This is a genomic window from Ancylobacter defluvii (genome assembly GCF_018390605.1).
GTDB lineage: Bacteria > Pseudomonadota > Alphaproteobacteria > Rhizobiales > Xanthobacteraceae > Ancylobacter > Ancylobacter defluvii.
In genome coordinates this window covers 237494-251877 of sequence record NZ_JAHBGD010000017.1, presented here as the reverse complement: position 1 = coordinate 251877, position 14384 = coordinate 237494, and the positions used below count along the sequence as shown (strand labels likewise).

At 68.9% G+C, this 14384-nt stretch carries 16 protein-coding genes; 11 read left to right on the top strand and 5 right to left on the bottom strand.

Annotated features, from left to right (window positions below; translation table 11 throughout):
- Nucleotides 1–5: 5 nt before the first annotated feature.
- Nucleotides 6–590 carry a hypothetical protein gene (locus tag KHC24_RS12890; protein WP_213363667.1) on the bottom strand — a complete coding sequence of 195 codons (585 nt, stop codon included), beginning with the start codon at nucleotides 588–590 and terminating at the stop codon, nucleotides 6–8.
- A 131-nt stretch (nucleotides 591–721) separates the two neighbouring features.
- Between KHC24_RS12890 and KHC24_RS12885 the strand changes: the two genes are divergently transcribed.
- Nucleotides 722–1816, top strand: coding sequence for an alpha-hydroxy acid oxidase (locus tag KHC24_RS12885; RefSeq protein WP_213363666.1), 1095 nt, complete (start codon nucleotides 722–724; stop codon nucleotides 1814–1816).
- On the opposite strand, the gene KHC24_RS12880 is transcribed toward KHC24_RS12885, so the two are convergent.
- Both KHC24_RS12880 and phnF read right to left on the bottom strand, forming a co-directional pair.
- The gene (locus KHC24_RS12880; RefSeq protein ID WP_213363665.1) at nucleotides 1810–2418 is read right to left on the bottom strand and encodes a pyridoxamine 5'-phosphate oxidase family protein; all 609 of its coding nucleotides are present in this window, start codon (nucleotides 2416–2418) and stop codon (nucleotides 1810–1812) included. The two genes, KHC24_RS12885 and KHC24_RS12880, sit on opposite strands and share 7 nt — an antisense overlap.
- A gap of 11 nt (nucleotides 2419–2429) precedes the next feature.
- A complete protein-coding gene (gene phnF, locus KHC24_RS12875; RefSeq protein ID WP_213363664.1) occupies nucleotides 2430–3206 on the bottom strand; it encodes a phosphonate metabolism transcriptional regulator PhnF in 777 nt (258 codons plus the stop codon).
- A 107-nt stretch (nucleotides 3207–3313) separates the two neighbouring features.
- Here phnF and phnG point away from each other — a divergent pair, with 107 nt between their 5' ends.
- The 8 genes from phnG (at nucleotide 3314) to phnN (ending at nucleotide 10044) form a co-directional block, all read left to right on the top strand.
- A complete protein-coding gene (gene phnG / locus KHC24_RS12870; protein WP_213363663.1) occupies nucleotides 3314–3787 on the top strand; it encodes a phosphonate C-P lyase system protein PhnG in 474 nt (157 codons plus the stop codon).
- Between the two features lie 2 nt (nucleotides 3788–3789).
- On the top strand, nucleotides 3790–4386 hold the full coding sequence (gene phnH, locus KHC24_RS12865; RefSeq protein ID WP_213363662.1) for a phosphonate C-P lyase system protein PhnH: 597 nt from the start codon (nucleotides 3790–3792) through the stop codon (nucleotides 4384–4386).
- A 3-nt stretch (nucleotides 4387–4389) separates the two neighbouring features.
- Nucleotides 4390–5520 (top strand): carbon-phosphorus lyase complex subunit, encoded by a 1131-nt coding sequence (locus KHC24_RS12860; protein ID WP_213363661.1) that lies wholly within the window; start codon nucleotides 4390–4392, stop codon nucleotides 5518–5520.
- Nucleotides 5517–6551: an alpha-D-ribose 1-methylphosphonate 5-phosphate C-P-lyase PhnJ gene (locus tag KHC24_RS12855; protein ID WP_309299371.1), complete on the top strand. Its 1035-nt coding sequence runs from the start codon at nucleotides 5517–5519 to the stop codon at nucleotides 6549–6551. The genes KHC24_RS12860 and KHC24_RS12855 overlap by 4 nt, the downstream gene beginning before the upstream one ends.
- The gene (phnK, locus tag KHC24_RS12850) at nucleotides 6548–7354 is read left to right on the top strand and encodes a phosphonate C-P lyase system protein PhnK (protein WP_213363660.1); all 807 of its coding nucleotides are present in this window, start codon (nucleotides 6548–6550) and stop codon (nucleotides 7352–7354) included. Before KHC24_RS12855 ends, phnK begins: the two co-directional genes overlap by 4 nt.
- A 107-nt stretch (nucleotides 7355–7461) precedes the next feature.
- Nucleotides 7462–8232: a phosphonate C-P lyase system protein PhnL gene (gene phnL, locus KHC24_RS12845; RefSeq protein ID WP_213363659.1), complete on the top strand. Its 771-nt coding sequence runs from the start codon at nucleotides 7462–7464 to the stop codon at nucleotides 8230–8232.
- A 20-nt stretch (nucleotides 8233–8252) separates the two neighbouring features.
- The gene (locus KHC24_RS12840; RefSeq protein WP_213363907.1) at nucleotides 8253–9392 is read left to right on the top strand and encodes an alpha-D-ribose 1-methylphosphonate 5-triphosphate diphosphatase; all 1140 of its coding nucleotides are present in this window, start codon (nucleotides 8253–8255) and stop codon (nucleotides 9390–9392) included.
- A 52-nt stretch (nucleotides 9393–9444) separates the two neighbouring features.
- Nucleotides 9445–10044: a phosphonate metabolism protein/1,5-bisphosphokinase (PRPP-forming) PhnN gene (gene phnN, locus KHC24_RS12835; protein ID WP_271180677.1), complete on the top strand. Its 600-nt coding sequence runs from the start codon at nucleotides 9445–9447 to the stop codon at nucleotides 10042–10044.
- A gap of 247 nt (nucleotides 10045–10291) precedes the next feature.
- Here the strand turns inward: phnN and sciP are convergent, their stop codons facing one another.
- Entirely contained in the window at nucleotides 10292–10567 is a 276-nt protein-coding gene (sciP, locus tag KHC24_RS12830) for a CtrA inhibitor SciP (protein ID WP_213356345.1), read from the bottom strand.
- 324 nt (nucleotides 10568–10891) lie between these two features.
- Between sciP and mnmA the strand changes: the two genes are divergently transcribed.
- Together mnmA and KHC24_RS12820 are read left to right on the top strand one after the other, a co-directional pair.
- The gene (gene mnmA / locus KHC24_RS12825) at nucleotides 10892–12097 is read left to right on the top strand and encodes a tRNA 2-thiouridine(34) synthase MnmA (RefSeq protein ID WP_213363905.1); all 1206 of its coding nucleotides are present in this window, start codon (nucleotides 10892–10894) and stop codon (nucleotides 12095–12097) included.
- A 58-nt stretch (nucleotides 12098–12155) separates the two neighbouring features.
- Nucleotides 12156–12854: a class I SAM-dependent methyltransferase gene (locus tag KHC24_RS12820; RefSeq protein ID WP_213363658.1), complete on the top strand. Its 699-nt coding sequence runs from the start codon at nucleotides 12156–12158 to the stop codon at nucleotides 12852–12854.
- A gap of 30 nt (nucleotides 12855–12884) precedes the next feature.
- Here the strand turns inward: KHC24_RS12820 and KHC24_RS12815 are convergent, their stop codons facing one another.
- Nucleotides 12885–14306: a pyridoxal phosphate-dependent decarboxylase family protein gene (locus tag KHC24_RS12815; protein ID WP_213363657.1), complete on the bottom strand. Its 1422-nt coding sequence runs from the start codon at nucleotides 14304–14306 to the stop codon at nucleotides 12885–12887.
- Between the last annotated feature and the right edge of the window lie 78 nt (nucleotides 14307–14384).

Here is a 14384-nt window from a genome sequence, read left to right as displayed (position 1 = left end):
CCGCCCTAATAACGCCCTTGCAGGAGCAGCCACCCGCCGATGCTTGCGGCGATGCCCGCGAGGAGGCCGAGCAGGAAGATTCCACCATTTCCGCGCCGTGGTGGTGGCTCGTGAGCCTGCGCCGGCGGATGGTGGGGCAGGGGGCGCGGAGCCTCCGGTTCCGGCGGCGCACTGGTGGCGATCGCCTGTTCGCGGGCGATGAGCCGGCGGGCGACATAGCGCGTCACCGCATCGGCGATGTCGTTGGGATTGATGCTTTCCGCCAGCACCCGCCGGCCGGAGCGGGTGTCCTGCAGGAAGCGAAAGGTGCGCCGGTCGCGTCCCAGCGTGACATGCGCGACCATGTCGACGAAGAGGCGCGGGGTCTCACCCGGCATCAGGCCGCGGTCGAACAGGTCGGCATGTTCCAGCGGCACCTCGGCGAAGACTGGGTCGAGAATCTCATTCAGCATGGACAAGCGGACGAGGCTGGCATCGCGCAGCTCGACGATGACGCCGGCCTGCTCGGCAGCTTCCACCCGTGCAGCGCGGATCGCCTCGCGCAGCGACAGGCCGGAAACGTCGCCCCGCTGGTGGCCGCCTTCTTCCATGGATCCCCCGCTCTTCAGCTGCGAGACTAACCGGCGACTCAGGCGCCTGCCATACGCACGCTCCGACTATGTGCCTCTTGGGTTAATAGATGGCCTGCATTAAGGCGGAGGAGAGTGGCGGCGGAGCGAATATGGCACGGTTCGAGATTCCCGAAGGCGTGGTGGCAGTGGAGGACTATGAGCCGGTCGCCCGCGAACGACTGAGTCGAGAGGCATGGGGCTATTATTCGGGCGGCGCCGCCGACGAGACGACGCTGCGCTGGAACCGCGAGGCCTTTGCCCGCCTGCAGCTGAGGAGCCGTGCCTTGCCGGAGATCGCCGGCGGGGGCACCCAGTTGCGGCTGTTCGGGCAGGATTTTACCCATCCGATCCTGGTCGCCCCGACTGCGCATCATCGGCTTGCCGATCCGGCTGGCGAACTGGCGACGCTGGTCGGTGCCGGCGGCGCCAGGGCCGGCATGGTGCTGAGCACCGAGGCCGACGTCACGCTGGAGGAGATCGCCGCGGCGGCGCGGACGCCGCTGTGGTTCCAGCTCTATATCCAGCACGATCGCGGCTTCACGCTCGACCTGGCACGTCGTGCCGAGGCCGCCGGCTACGGCGCGCTGGTGGTGACGGTGGACGCGCCGGTGTTCGGTATGCGCAACACCGAGCAACGGGCCGGCTACAAGCCGCCCAAGCTCTCCGAGCACGCCAATCTCGCGGGATTGCACACCAGCTACTTCGCGTATGCCGAACTCGGGGAGAGCCTGATGTTCGGCGGCTTCATGGATGTGGCGGCGCGCTGGGCAGATATCGAACGGCTGCGCGCGGTTACGAAATTACCGCTCATTCTCAAGGGGATAATGTGTGCGGCGGATGCCGAGCGGGCGATCGGCGCCGGCGCGGATGGCATCATCGTCTCCAACCATGGCGGGCGGGTGCTCGACACGCTGCCGGCAAGCATCGAGGCGCTGCCAGGTGTGGCGAAGGCGGTTGGCAGCCGGGTGCCGGTGCTGATGGATGGCGGAATCCGGCGCGGTACCGATGTTTTAAAGGCGCTGGCGCTGGGGGCGAGCGCGGTGCTGGTCGGACGTCCGGTGCTCTACGGGCTGGCGGTGGCGGGGCCGGCCGGCGTCGCCCATGTGCTGCATCTGCTGCGTTGCGAACTCGAGATCGCCATGGTGATGACCGGCTGCAGCCGGCTCACCGATATCGGCCCGCAGGTGTTCTGGGAGGATCAGTAGAGCGTCTCGCGGTAACGCTGCAACATCTCGGCCTGGGTTTCGGCGGTGGCGAGGCTGAGTTGGTCGCGCAGCATCTCGCCCATGCTCGGCAGACTGTCGCGGGAGACGAAATGCGCCGGGTCCCAGGCATGTGAGCGCATGAAGGCCTTGGCGCAATGCAGATAGGCTTCCTCGACGGTGACCCGCAGCACGGTGGCCGGCTGGCGCCCGTCGACCTCGAAACGGGCGCGCAGATCGGTATCGTCGTGGATCTCGGCGCGGCCGTTCACTCGCAACGTCTCATCGATGCCGGGCACCAGGAACAGCAGGCCGATGGCCGGATTGGCGATGAGATTCGTGAGCGTATCCAGGCGGTTGTTGCCCGGGCGATCGGGGATGAGCAGCGTCGCTGCGTCCTCCACCGCGATGAAGCCGGGGGCGTCGCCGCGCGGGGTGACGTCGGCGCGGCCGTCGGCGCCGAAGCTGCCCAGCATCACCAGTGGCGAGAGCGAGATGAGGCGCTGGCAGTGAACGTCGAGCGCTGGCAGCACCTTGCGCCGGCTGCGCTCGCGTGCCTCGCCATAATGGGCGCGCAGTGCTTCGAGGCTGGTGATGCGGGCCATTTCCGGTCTCCTCAGTTCTTCACGACGAGCTGTACACGATCGGCGGAAAAGCGGGCACGGGTAAACTGGATCGGCTGGCGCTTGGGATCGCCATTGATGCTTTCCACCACCATCACCGCGCGGCCGGGAGGAAGGGCGAGCAGCTCGCGCTCCTCCTCGTCGGCGAGGCGGGCGGTGATGCGGGTTTCCAGCCGCCGGTAGTCGCCGAGGCCCAGCGCCTCCAGGGCCCGAGTGACCGAGCCGGTGGCTGCGGCGATGAAGTCGAGGTCGCGGCAGCGATCGGCAATATACCAATGCGTGCCGATGGTTAGTGGAACGCTGTCGGCTTCGCGAAGCATGTCGAGCCGCAGCACCTCGGTGCCTGGCGGCACTTTCAGGGCGGCCGCGATGTCGGCGTCGGCGGCTTCGATGCGGGAGCCGATCACCCGTCCGCCGGGAGCGCGGCCCTCGCCGGATACGATCTCGGAGAAACGCGTGCGCGGCGTGATCGGATAACGCAGCGGCGGCTCCTTCACGAAGGTGCCGCGACCGGGGGTGGCCTCGATAAACCCTTGATCGGTCAGGGTTGCGAGCGCCCGGCGCAAGGTATGGCGGTTGACGCCGAAGCGCTCCGCCAGTTCCGCCTCGGTGGGAAGCCGGGCGCCCGGCTTCAATCGGCCCTCGGCGATATCCGCCTCGATGCGCTCGGCGATCTGCTTCCAGAGCGCGACACCGCTGCCACGGGCGACGTCGGAGGAGGGGGCCTCTTCGGTGGGCGGCGTCATTGGCGTGTCGTCGGCATCGGTCATCAAGGGCGTGTTCCGTCGTGAACGGCTATTGCGCGTTTGTATAGATTAATATACAAAGTCGGCGTGGTTGTAAACCACAAGACCGCATGCGAGGCCGGATAGAACCGATGCCGCAGAATTCCAAAAAAGATAGCTTTGACAATGAGATGCCGGCACGGCAAGCCGCGCTTGCAACACTCGCCCGCGCCCGGCGCGACGAGCTGGAATCGATGCTCGGGCGCCTTTCCCCCCTGCCGGCGGCCAGCGAGCTGCGGCCGGCGGAGGTCGGGCTGGTGATGCTGCGTGGCCGCACGGGCGGCGATGGCGCGCCATTCAATCTCGGCGAGGCGACGGTCAGCCGCGCCGCCATCCGCATCGAGGGCGGGGCGACGGGTTTCGGCTACCGGCTCGGCCGCGACATCGCCGCGGCCCGGCATGGGGCGCTGATCGATGCGCTGTGGCAGGACGAGGCCCGGCGGGCGGCGGTGGAGGCGGCGCTTGCGCCGGTGCGGGCGCGGCTTGCCGCCGAGGCGGGCGAGGTGCGGGCCGAGACGGCGGCCACCAAGGTCGACTTCTTCACCCTGATGCGCGGGGAGGATTAATCTTGCAGACACAAGAACTTGCGCGGGGCTTCGTCGATCCGGTCTTCGCGGCGCAGGGGGTGTTCCGCGCTGCCATGTGGGCGCTGTCGCGCCCCGGCCGGCCGCAGGAACTGGCGACGGATCTCATCCCCCCGGCACCGCTTTCCCCGGAGGCGGCGGCGTTGGCGCTGGCGCTTTGCGACTATGAGACGCCGGTCTTTCTCGACGCGGCGCTGGCGGCGGAACGGGCGGTCGGCGACTTCCTGCGCTTTCACACCGGGGCGCCGATCGTCGCCGAGCCGGGCCAAGCGCGCTTTGCCTTCATTTCCAATCCATTGAACATGCTTGAGTTTTCCGAGTTTTCGCAGGGAATTCCCGAGTTTCCCGACGCTTCGGTCACGCTGATTCTGCAGGTCGCGAGCTTCGTCGATCACGGCTTCACGCTGGAAGGGCCGGGGATCAAGGGGCGCCTCGGCTTCGGTGCCGCACCGTTGCCGGAGCATTTCGCGGCGCGGATGGCGGCGAACCGAACGCTGTTCCCGCGTGGCATCGACCTGTTGCTGGCGGGTGCCGGACAGGTCGCCGGGCTGCCGCGCTCGGTCGCGGTGAAGGAGGGCTGAAGCATGTATGTGGCGGCAAAGGGCGGCGAAAAGGCCATCCGCAACGCGCACAAGCTGCTAGCTAAGCGACGGCGCGGAAACGAGAATCTTCCCTCGATCACGCTGGAGCAGATCGCCGGGCAGCTCTCGCTGGCGGTTGATCGGGTGATGGCGGAAGGCTCGCTCTACGACACCAATCTGGCGGCGCTGGCGATCAAGCAGGCGCGCGGCGACCTGATCGAGGCGATCTTCCTCATCCGCGCCTTCCGCACCACGCTGCCGCGCTTCGGCAATTCCCGGCCGCTGGATACCGGTGAGATGCTGGTGCGCCGGCGGGTGTCGGCGACCTTCAAGGACCTGCCGGGCGGGCAGCTGCTCGGCCCCACCTTCGACTATACTCATAGGTTACTGGATACCTCGCTGGCGGCGCCCGATGCGTATGGTGAGGTGTATGATCAGGCAGATCCGGTGCCGGCGATGTCCGGTGAGGCCGATCCGGCGGAAAAAATGCCGCGCGTGACCGATCTGATCGGCGCCGAGGGGCTGATCGAGGCCTCGCCCGACGAGGACGGAGCCGAGCCTTTCGACATCACCCGCGCGCCGGTGAGCTTCCCGGTCGACCGCGCCACCCGGCTCCAGACCCTGGCGCGCGGCGACGAGGGCTACCTGCTGGCGCTCGGCTATTCCACCCAGCGCGGCTATGCCCGCTCGCACCCCTTTGTCGGCGAGATCCGCTTCGGCGATGTCGAGGTGGTGATCGACGTGCCGGAGCTGGGGTTCGCGGTTTCCATCGGCGACGTGCAGATCACCGAGTGCCAGATGGTGAACCAGTTCAAGGGCAGCGCCGAGCAGCCGCCGCAATTCACCCGCGGCTACGGCCTCGTCTTCGGGCAGTGCGAGCGCAAGGCGATGTCGATGGCGCTGGTCGAGCGGGCGCTGCGCTGGGCCGAGCTCGGAGAGGAGCCGGGCGCGCCGGCGCAGGACGAGGAATTCGTGCTCTCCCATTGCGACAACGTGCAGGCGACCGGCTTCGTCGAGCATCTGAAGCTGCCGCATTACGTCGACTTCCAGGCGGAGCTGGATCTGGTGCGGCGCATGCGGCGGGAAGCTTCGGAAAAATCGCCTGCGGACGAAATGAAGGAGGCGGCGGAATGACGTCGCAGCACACCGGCGAGATGCCGGCCATCAGCTACAATTTCGCCTATCTCGACGAGCAGACCAAAAGGATGATCCGCCGGGCGATCCTGAAGGCGATCGCTATTCCCGGCTATCAGGTGCCGTTCGCGGCGCGGGAAATGCCGATGCCCTATGGCTGGGGCACCGGCGGCGTGCAGGTGACCGCCGCCGTGCTGGGGCCCGACGACGTGCTCAAGGTGATCGACCAGGGGGCGGACGACACCACCAATGCGGTGGCGATCCGTGGCTTCTTCGAGAAGACCGCCGGGGTGGCGACCACGACCGCGACCACCGAGGCGACGCTGATCCAGACACGGCACCGCATCCCGGAGACGAAGCTGAGCGAGAACCAGATCCTGGTCTATCAGGTGCCGATTCCCGAGCCGCTGCGCTTCCTGGAGCCGCGCGAGACCGAGACGCGGCAGCTGCATGCGCTGGAGGAATATGGCCTCATGCATGTGAAGCTCTACGAGGACATCGCCCGGCACGGCCATATCGCCACCACCTATGCCTATCCGGTGGAGGTGGCGGGGCGCTATGTGATGGACCCCTCGCCGATCCCGAAATTCGACAACCCGAAGATGGATGACTGCCCGGCCTTGCAGCTGTTCGGTGCCGGGCGCGAGAAGCGCATCTATGCCATTCCGCCCTACACCACGGTGCGCTCGCTGGATTTCGAGGACCACCCGTTCAAGGTGCAGCGCTTCGCCAAGCCCTGCGCCTTGTGCGCGGCGACCGGGGTCTATCTCGACGAGGTGATCCTCGACGACAGGGGCGGGCGGATGTTCGTCTGCTCGGACACCGATTATTGCAACGCGCGGCAGGCGGAAGGGCATCGGGGGGAGATGGCGGCGCCGGTGTCCTCGTCCGGCGGCGCGGTCCTACCTCACCCCACCCCTCTCCCCCACGGGGAGAGGGAGCAGGGGGATGCTCCTTCCCTCACCCTGACGGCGAGGGGGGCCCCGGAAGGGGCGGGTGAAGGGCCTTTCGGCGCGGAGATCGCATCATGACCGACCAAGCCAATCAGGCGCTTGCCGCCGCCGACGCGCCGCTCCTCGTCTCCGAGGGGCTGTCGAAGAATTACGGCGCCCGCATCGGCTGCCGCGATGTCTCGCTCGACATCTATCCCGGCGAGGTGCTGGCGGTGGTGGGGGAATCCGGCTCCGGCAAATCGACGCTGCTCGGGCTGCTCTCCACCGAGCTGGCGGCGAGCGCCGGGCGGGTGAGCTATCGCATGCGCGACGGGGTGCTGCGCGATCTCGCCAGCCTCGGCGCCGCCGAGCGCCGGCTGCTGATGCGCACCGACTGGGGGCTCATACGGCAGAATCCGGCCGACGGGCTGCGCATGGCGGTCTCGGCCGGCGGCAATGTCGGCGAGCGGCTGATGGCGGTCGGCTGGCGGCACTATGGCAACATCCGCCGGGAGGCGACCGACTGGCTCGGGCGGGTCGAGATCGCCGCCGATCGTATCGACGACGACCCGCGCAGCTTCTCGGGCGGCATGCGCCAGCGCTTGCAGATCGCCCGCAATCTGGTGACTAAACCCCGCCTGGTCTTCATGGACGAGCCGACCGGCGGGCTCGACGTCTCGGTGCAGGCGCGGCTGCTCGACCTCATTCGCGGGCTGGTCAGCGAGATGGGGCTGGCGGTGGTGATCGTGACCCACGATCTCGCGGTGGCGCGGCTGCTGTCGCACCGCATGGTGGTGATGCGGCACGGACGGGTGATCGAGACCGGGCTGACCGACCAGGTGCTCGACGACCCGCGCGAGCCCTATACGCAGCTGCTGGTCTCCTCGGTGCTGGCGGCGTGAGGGGGATGGAGATGAACATGGCCGATAAAGCCCCTCACCCTAACCCTCTCCCCCACGGGGAGAGGGAATCCGGTGCACATTCGGTTTCTGATGCTCCTGACAATGCCATGCCGCTTACCTCTCCCCGCGGGGGCGAGGTCGGCCCGCAGGGCCGGGTGAGGGGGGAGGGCGCGGAAACGCGAGGTCCCATCCTCGACGTCGCCGGCGTCGCCAAGACCTTCGTCCTGCATCTGCGCGAGGGGGCTCGATTGCCGGTGGTGTCCGGCGCCGGCTTCGATCTGTATCCCGGCGAATGCGTGGCGCTGGGCGGGCCTTCCGGCGCCGGCAAGAGCTCGCTGCTCAAGATGGTCTATGGCAATTACCGCATCGATGCCGGCCATATAAGGGTGCGCGACGGCGGCGAGGTGGTCGATGTCGCCAGCACCGCGCCGCGCCGGCTGATGAAGCTGCGCGCCACCACCATGGGCTATGTCAGCCAGTTCCTGCGGGTGATCCCGCGCGTCTCGGCGCTCGACGTGGTGGCCGAGCCGCTGGTCGGCGACGGGGTGTCGCGCGAGGAGGCGCTGGCGACGGCGGGCGCGCTGCTGGCGCGGCTGAACCTGCCGGAGCGGCTGTGGAGCCTGCCGCCGGCCACATTTTCCGGCGGCGAGCAGCAAAGGGTGAACATCGCCCGCGGGCTGATCGCCCATCGCCCGCTGCTGTTGATGGACGAGCCGACCGCCTCGCTCGACGCCGCCAACCGGCAGGTGGTGATCGGGCTGATCGAGGAGAAGAAGCAGGCCGGCGTCGCCATTCTCGGCATCTTCCACGATGCCGAGGTCCGCGAGGCGGTGTGCGACCGGGTGATCGACGTGACGGATTTTGCGAGAGCGGCGTGAGCGTGCCGCGTGAGGACAAGATGAGCGAGACGATCCTGGCTAACGCCATGCTGGTGCTGGAGGACGAGGTGCGGCGTGGCCATCTCGTCATCCGCGACGGGCTGATCGCCGAGATCGGCGAGGGCAGCGCCCCGGCGGGCGCCATCGATTTCGAGGGCGACTATCTGCTGCCCGGCTTCGTCGAGCTGCACACGGATCACGTGGAAGGCCATCTCTATCCGCGCCCGCGAGTGATGTGGAACGCCTTTGCCGCGGTCACCGCCTATGACGCGCAGATCGCCAGCTCCGGCATCACCACGGTGTTCGATTCGCTGCGCGTGTGGCCGGACAAGAAGGCGGTCGGCATGGACGGCGACGCGTCGCTGCTCGCCTCCACCATCGATCAGGCGGCGAAGGCCGGCCTTTTGCGCGCCGAGCACCATGTGCATCTGCGCTGCGAGGTGGCGGCCGACGGGGTGGTGGAGGATGCCGAGAAGCTGATGGCGGCCTGCGACGTGCGCCTGGTCTCGCTGATGGACCATACGCCGGGGCAGCGGCAGTTCCTCACCGAGGAGCATTTCCGCAGCTACTACAAGAAGAAGAGCGGCATGACCGATGCGGAGATGGACGTGATCGTCGCCGACCGGCTGATCGCCCATGAGCGCCATGCCCGCGCCAATCGCGAGCGGCTGGTGGCGATCGCGCACCGGCGCGGCATCGTGCTGGCAAGCCATGACGATGCCTCCGACGCGCATGTGGGCGAGGCCATCGAGGATGGCGTCGCCATCGCCGAGTTCCCGACCACGGTGGCGGCGGCGCAGGGCTCGCACGCCGCCGGCATAAGGGTGCTGATGGGGGCGCCGAACGTGGTGCGCGGCGGCTCGCATACCGGCAATGTCGCCGCCGAGGATCTGGCGCGGCGCGGCGTGCTCGACATCATGAGCTCCGACTATGTGCCGGGCAGCCTGCTGCTCGCCGCCTTCGCGCTGCCGGGTCTGGTTGATGGCATCAGCCTGCCGCAGGCGGTGGCGATGGTGAGCGCCAATCCCGCCGACGCGGCGGGGATGGGCGATCGCGGCCGGCTGCGGCAAGGGCTGCGGGCCGATCTGCTGCGCGTCTCGCGCGCCGGGCCGGTGCCGGTGGTGCGCACGGTCTGGCGCGAGGGCGAGCGGGTGGCGTGAGGCGCGACCCGGTCTTAAGACGGGTGGCGGAGAGCAGGCGGGAGGCGGATACGTGAGTATCGGTGCGGCAGCGGACGGCAAGGCCCGCAATGAGGTGGACCGGATCGGACCCGGCACGCTGGTGCTGGTTGTCGGCCCGTCCGGTGCCGGCAAGGACACACTGCTGAGCTATGCCCGCGAGCGGCTCGCCGGGTCGTCGGGACTTGCTTTCGCGCGCCGGCGCATCACCCGACCCGTCGACGCCACCGAGGACCATGTGAGCGTCGATGAGGCCACCTTCCAGCGCGCGGCGGCGGCGGGCGAGTTTCCGCTGCACTGGCGGGCGAACGGGCTGTCCTATGCGCTGGGACCGGAGGTCGCGGAAGCGATCCGGGGTGCCGCAGCGGTGGTGGCGAACGGCTCGCGGGCCGCTGTGAGGGAGGCGTGCGCGCGCTTTTCCGATGTGCGGGTCGTGCTGATCACCGCGCCGCCGCAGGTGCTGGCGGCGCGCATCGCCGCGCGGGGCCGCGAGAGCGCGGAGGATGTGGTGCAGCGGCTGAAGCGCGAGCCGGCATTGGACCGGGCGCCGGAGCTGACGCTGGTGAATGACGGCCCTCCCGAGGCAGCCGGCGAGCGGCTGGTGGCGTATCTGCAACGGCTGGCGGCGGCATAGGTCGCGATCCTTGCCGCTTCCCGATGCGTGCCGCAAAGCGGGATTGCTTGGCCGGCCCGAACGCGCCGAGGCGAGGCACGCCGACAATGCCGACCTGTTTCGGACCCTGCCGCCGGGTGGCCGGGCGCGCCGCATGACCGCCCTCCGCCGGGGGCGTGGCAGGTCCGGCTCGTCACCGGAGCACAAATGACGACGGCCGGGACGAGGCCCGGCCGCATTCAATCCGACGATGCTGTCGCAGGCAGGTTCACTGGCGGTATTGCTGGATGCGGGTGGTGCGCAGGCCGGCGAGGCCGTGGCGGTCGATCGAGGCCTGCCAGGACAGGAATTCCTCGGTGGTAAGGGTGTAACGCTTGCAGGCTTCCTCAAGGCTCAGGAGCCCGCCACGCACGGCGGCGACCACCTCGGCCTTGCGGCGAATAACCCAGCGGCGCGTATCCGGGGGAGGAAGATCAGCAATGGTCAACGGACTGCCGTCCGGTCCGATCACGTATTTCACCCTGGGGCGGTAGGCCTCGGTCATTGTACGCTCACTCATGACACCCGAACTTATGAGATGATGGTATCCTGACAGCGATAAATATTTTCCTAAACGAATCACGAGCCGGTGAGTTCACGAAGGTTAAGGCGTTATTAACATCCACGAAACTTTTTGTTTACCTTGCGGAATCTTCGCCGGCCAATTATCCGCTGGCGAATACGCTGAAAACCGCAGGCGCCGGGCGGGTTGCGCCGCCGGGGCGGGATTTCGTACAAACGGGTTCATCGAGCCGCCTCGACGTCCTATATAGGGATGACGACACTCTCCCGCTCCCAGGCCTTCGTGGTCGCAGACCCGCCGCTCGCCATGATCCGCCTCGACGATACAGGCCGTACCCCCAAGGACACCCGCGTGGTGGTGGCGATGTCGGGCGGGGTGGATTCCTCGGTGGTCGCCGCGCTCTATGCGCAGGCCGGCTACGAGGTGCTCGGCGTCACCCTGCAGCTCTACGACCATGGCGAGGCGATGCACCATCGCCCCGGCGCCTGCTGCGCCGGGCAGGACATCTACGATGCCCGCCTGGTCTGCGAGAAGCTGGGCATCCCGCATTACGTGCTCGACTATGAGAGCCGGTTCCGCGACGCGGTGATCGAGCGCTTCGCCGATGCCTATGCGAGCGGCGAGACGCCGATCCCCTGCGTCGACTGCAACCGCACCGTCAAGTTCCGCGACCTGATGGAGACGGCGAAGGACCTCGGCGCCGACATCCTCGCCACCGGCCATTACGTGACCAGCCGCGGGCTGCCGGACGGCACGCGCGCCTTGTACCGACCGCTCGACGAGAGCCGCGACCAGAGCTACTTCCTCTACGCGACGACGCAGACGCAGATCGACATGCTGCGCTTCCCGCTCGGCGAGACCACCAAGCCGGAGGTGCGGGCGCTGGCCGAGGGCTTCGGCCTGAAGGTGGCCGACAAGCCGGACAGCCAGGACATCTGCTTCGTGCCCAACGGGCACTACACCGACATCGTCGAGAAGCTGCGCCCCGAGGCCGGCGAGCCGGGCGACATCGTGCATCTCGACGGAAGGGTGCTCGGCCGCCATGCCGGGGTGATGCGCTACACCATCGGCCAGCGCAAGGGGCTGGGCATCGCCGCCGCCGAGCCGCTCTATGTGGTGGGCATCGATGCCCGCCAGCGCCGGGTGCTGGTGGGGCCGCGCGCGGCGCTGGGCGTCACCGAGGTGCGCATCGACGAGGTGAACTGGCTCGGCGACGAGAGCCTCGACGCGGCGCTCGATGCCGGCCGCGAGATCTATGTGAAGGTGCGCTCGACCCGGGCGCCGGTGCCCGGCCAGCTCGGCCGCGCCGGCGACGACGTCCATCGCGGCGCGCCGGTGGTGCGTCTCGCCGCCGCGGAGGAAGGGGTGGCGCCGGGCCAGGCCTGCGTGTTCTATGCCGACGCCTCGTCCGGGGCGCGATTGCTCGGCGGTGGGGTGATTCGCCGCGCGCCAAGCGCCTTCACAGCGCTGACACGCGGTCAGGAGATGGTGGCGAACGTCCGTACCGCGTGAGTCGGGCGTCGCGCCGGGATCGGCCGCGAGGCCGGGGCCGGATATGTTGGGGGAAAGCATGACGACCGATCTCGACCGCGCCACCGTTGAAGAAGCCTATGCCCGCTGGGCTCCGGTTTATGACGTGGTGTTCGGCGCGGTGTTCGATGCCGGTCGCAAGGCGGCAATCCGCGCGGCGGAAAAGATCGGCGGGCGTATCCTCGAATTCGGCGTCGGCACCGGCCTCGCCCTTCCCAACTACAAGCGCTCCAACCGGCTGATCGGCGTCGATATCTCCGAGCCGATGCTCCACAAGGCCCGCGAGCGGGTGAAGAAGGAGCATCTGCGCCATGTCGAGGGGCTGTGCCTGATGGACGGCGCGCATCTCGGCTTTGCCGATGAGAGCTTCGACGTGGTCATCGCCCAGTTCGTCATCACCGTGGTGCCGCATCCCGAGGAGACGCTGGACGAGATGGCGCGGGTGCTGAAGCCGGGCGGCGAGATCATCCTGGTCAACCATCTCGGTGCCGAAGACGGGCCGCGCGCGGTGTTCGAGCGCTGGTTCGCCCGCAAGGCGCGCAAGCTCGGCTGGCGGCCGGAATTCCAGTTCGCCCGGCTGCGCAACTGGGCGCTGCAGAACGGCACGGTGGACCTGCCGGTGGCCAAGGATGTCGGGCTCGGCATGTACACGCTGGTGCGGTTCAAGAAGCTGAGCGCGGCCGAGCAGGCGGCGCGGGGAGCGAGCACCGAGGCGGTACAGGTGGCGTTGGCGGGATAGTCCGTCCGGTCAGGCTCCGGCCCTCCGTCTTCAGCCATTCACCTCCCCCGCCGCCGCGATCACCTCCGCCACGATCTCCCGCACGTCGTCCTCGGTGGTGCGGTGGTTGACGAAGCAGGCGCGCAGGGCGAAGCGGCCGTCTATGGTGGCGTTGGACAGGAAGACTCGCCGCCGCGCGATGAGCCGGCGCAGCAGCGCCTCATTGTCCTTCTCGCGATGACGGAAGCACACCGCGCTGAGCGGCCCGGACGACAGCAGCTCCAGCTCGGGATGCGCGGCGATTTCCGCCTCCAGCAGCCGTGCATGCGCGAGGTCGCGGGCGATGGCGGCGCGGAAGGCGGCGCGGCCGTGATATTGCAGCGACAGCCACAGCTTGAGCGCCCGGAAGCGGCGCGACAGTTCGAGGCTTTCCTCGAAAAAGGCGAAGGCCTCCTCCGGATCGGTGTTCAGCGCCCGCACATAGTCGCCGCTATGCGAGAAGGTCGTCTGCGCGACGTCGCGATGGCGATGCAGCAGGCAGCCGCAATCGACCGGCTGGTACAGCCATTTATGCGCATCGAGCGACAGCGAATCCGCTTCCGACAGGCCGTCGAACAGCGCCGGCGCGGCGAGTGACGCCAGCACGCCGAAGGCGCCGTCGACATGCATCCACATGTCCTCCCGCCGGGCGATCGCGGCGATGGGGCGCAGCGGGTCGATGGCGCCGGTCGCCACCGTGCCGGCGGTGGCCACCACCGCGAGCGGCGTGCGGCCGGCGGCGCGGTCCTCGGCAATGGCGGCCTCCAGCGCGTCGACGCGCAGGCGCATATCGGCATCGACCGGGATGAGCCGCAGGTTGCGGCGGCCGAGGCCGATCAGCGCCACCGCCTTCGGGATCGACATGTGCACCTGCTCGGAGGCATAGACCACGCCGGGCCGGACGCCATCCTCATTGGCCGGCAGCCTGGCCTCGCGGGCCATGGCGAGCGCCATCAGATTGGCCGAGGAACCGCCGCCGCACAGCGAGCCGGTGAAGCCGGGGCAGCCGACCGCCTCGCCGAGCCAGCCGATCACCGCCCGCTCGACGGCCACCGCCGCCGGGGCGGAGCGCCAGGCGCCGACATTCTGGTTGAGCGCCGAGGCGAGCAGGTCGCCCAGCGCGCCGACCGGCTCGCCGGAGCCGAACACATAGCCGAAGAATCGGCCGCCGGAGGGGCGGGAATGCTCGGCGATGGCGGAGAAGTCCTCCAGCACCGCGGCGCCGCGGCCGTCCTCGGCCCAGGGGCGGGCGAACAGCCGTGCCGTCTCGCCGCCGCCGGTGCGCGGATAGGCCGGGCGCTGGTCCAGCCCGGACCAGTAGCCGGCGGCAAGCTGCGCGGTGGCCTCGACGAGGCCGGCGAGTTCCGCGGCGGGGATGTCCAGCGGCCGGTCCTGCCGCGGGTCGATGCCGTCCTGTCGCGCGTCCTGGTCCATCTTCGCCCCCGGCTGGTCCCGGCTTCCCGGAGCCGGTTGCGCCGGAGGCTAGGCCCTCCCGGCGCGCCCGACAATGCG

Excerpts from the sequence above, each read along its gene's own strand:
- KHC24_RS12860 (WP_213363661.1), top strand. The coding sequence starts at position 4,390 with ATGTATGTGGCGGCAAAGGGCGGCGAAAAGGCCATCCGCAACGCGCAC.
- sciP (WP_213356345.1), bottom strand. The coding sequence starts at position 10,567 with ATGACCGAGGCCTACCGCCCCAGGGTGAAATACGTGATCGGACCGGAC.
- phnK (WP_213363660.1), top strand. The coding sequence starts at position 6,548 with ATGACCGACCAAGCCAATCAGGCGCTTGCCGCCGCCGACGCGCCGCTC.
- phnL (WP_213363659.1), top strand. The coding sequence starts at position 7,462 with ATGCCGCTTACCTCTCCCCGCGGGGGCGAGGTCGGCCCGCAGGGCCGG.
- KHC24_RS12855 (WP_309299371.1), top strand. The coding sequence starts at position 5,517 with ATGACGTCGCAGCACACCGGCGAGATGCCGGCCATCAGCTACAATTTC.
- KHC24_RS12890 (WP_213363667.1), bottom strand. The coding sequence starts at position 590 with ATGGAAGAAGGCGGCCACCAGCGGGGCGACGTTTCCGGCCTGTCGCTG.
- mnmA (WP_213363905.1), top strand. The coding sequence starts at position 10,892 with ATGATCCGCCTCGACGATACAGGCCGTACCCCCAAGGACACCCGCGTG.
- KHC24_RS12820 (WP_213363658.1), top strand. The coding sequence starts at position 12,156 with ATGACGACCGATCTCGACCGCGCCACCGTTGAAGAAGCCTATGCCCGC.
- phnG (WP_213363663.1), top strand. The coding sequence starts at position 3,314 with ATGCCGCAGAATTCCAAAAAAGATAGCTTTGACAATGAGATGCCGGCA.
- KHC24_RS12815 (WP_213363657.1), bottom strand. The coding sequence starts at position 14,306 with ATGGACCAGGACGCGCGACAGGACGGCATCGACCCGCGGCAGGACCGG.
- phnF (WP_213363664.1), bottom strand. The coding sequence starts at position 3,206 with ATGACCGATGCCGACGACACGCCAATGACGCCGCCCACCGAAGAGGCC.
- KHC24_RS12880 (WP_213363665.1), bottom strand. The coding sequence starts at position 2,418 with ATGGCCCGCATCACCAGCCTCGAAGCACTGCGCGCCCATTATGGCGAG.
- KHC24_RS12840 (WP_213363907.1), top strand. The coding sequence starts at position 8,253 with ATGAGCGAGACGATCCTGGCTAACGCCATGCTGGTGCTGGAGGACGAG.
- KHC24_RS12885 (WP_213363666.1), top strand. The coding sequence starts at position 722 with ATGGCACGGTTCGAGATTCCCGAAGGCGTGGTGGCAGTGGAGGACTAT.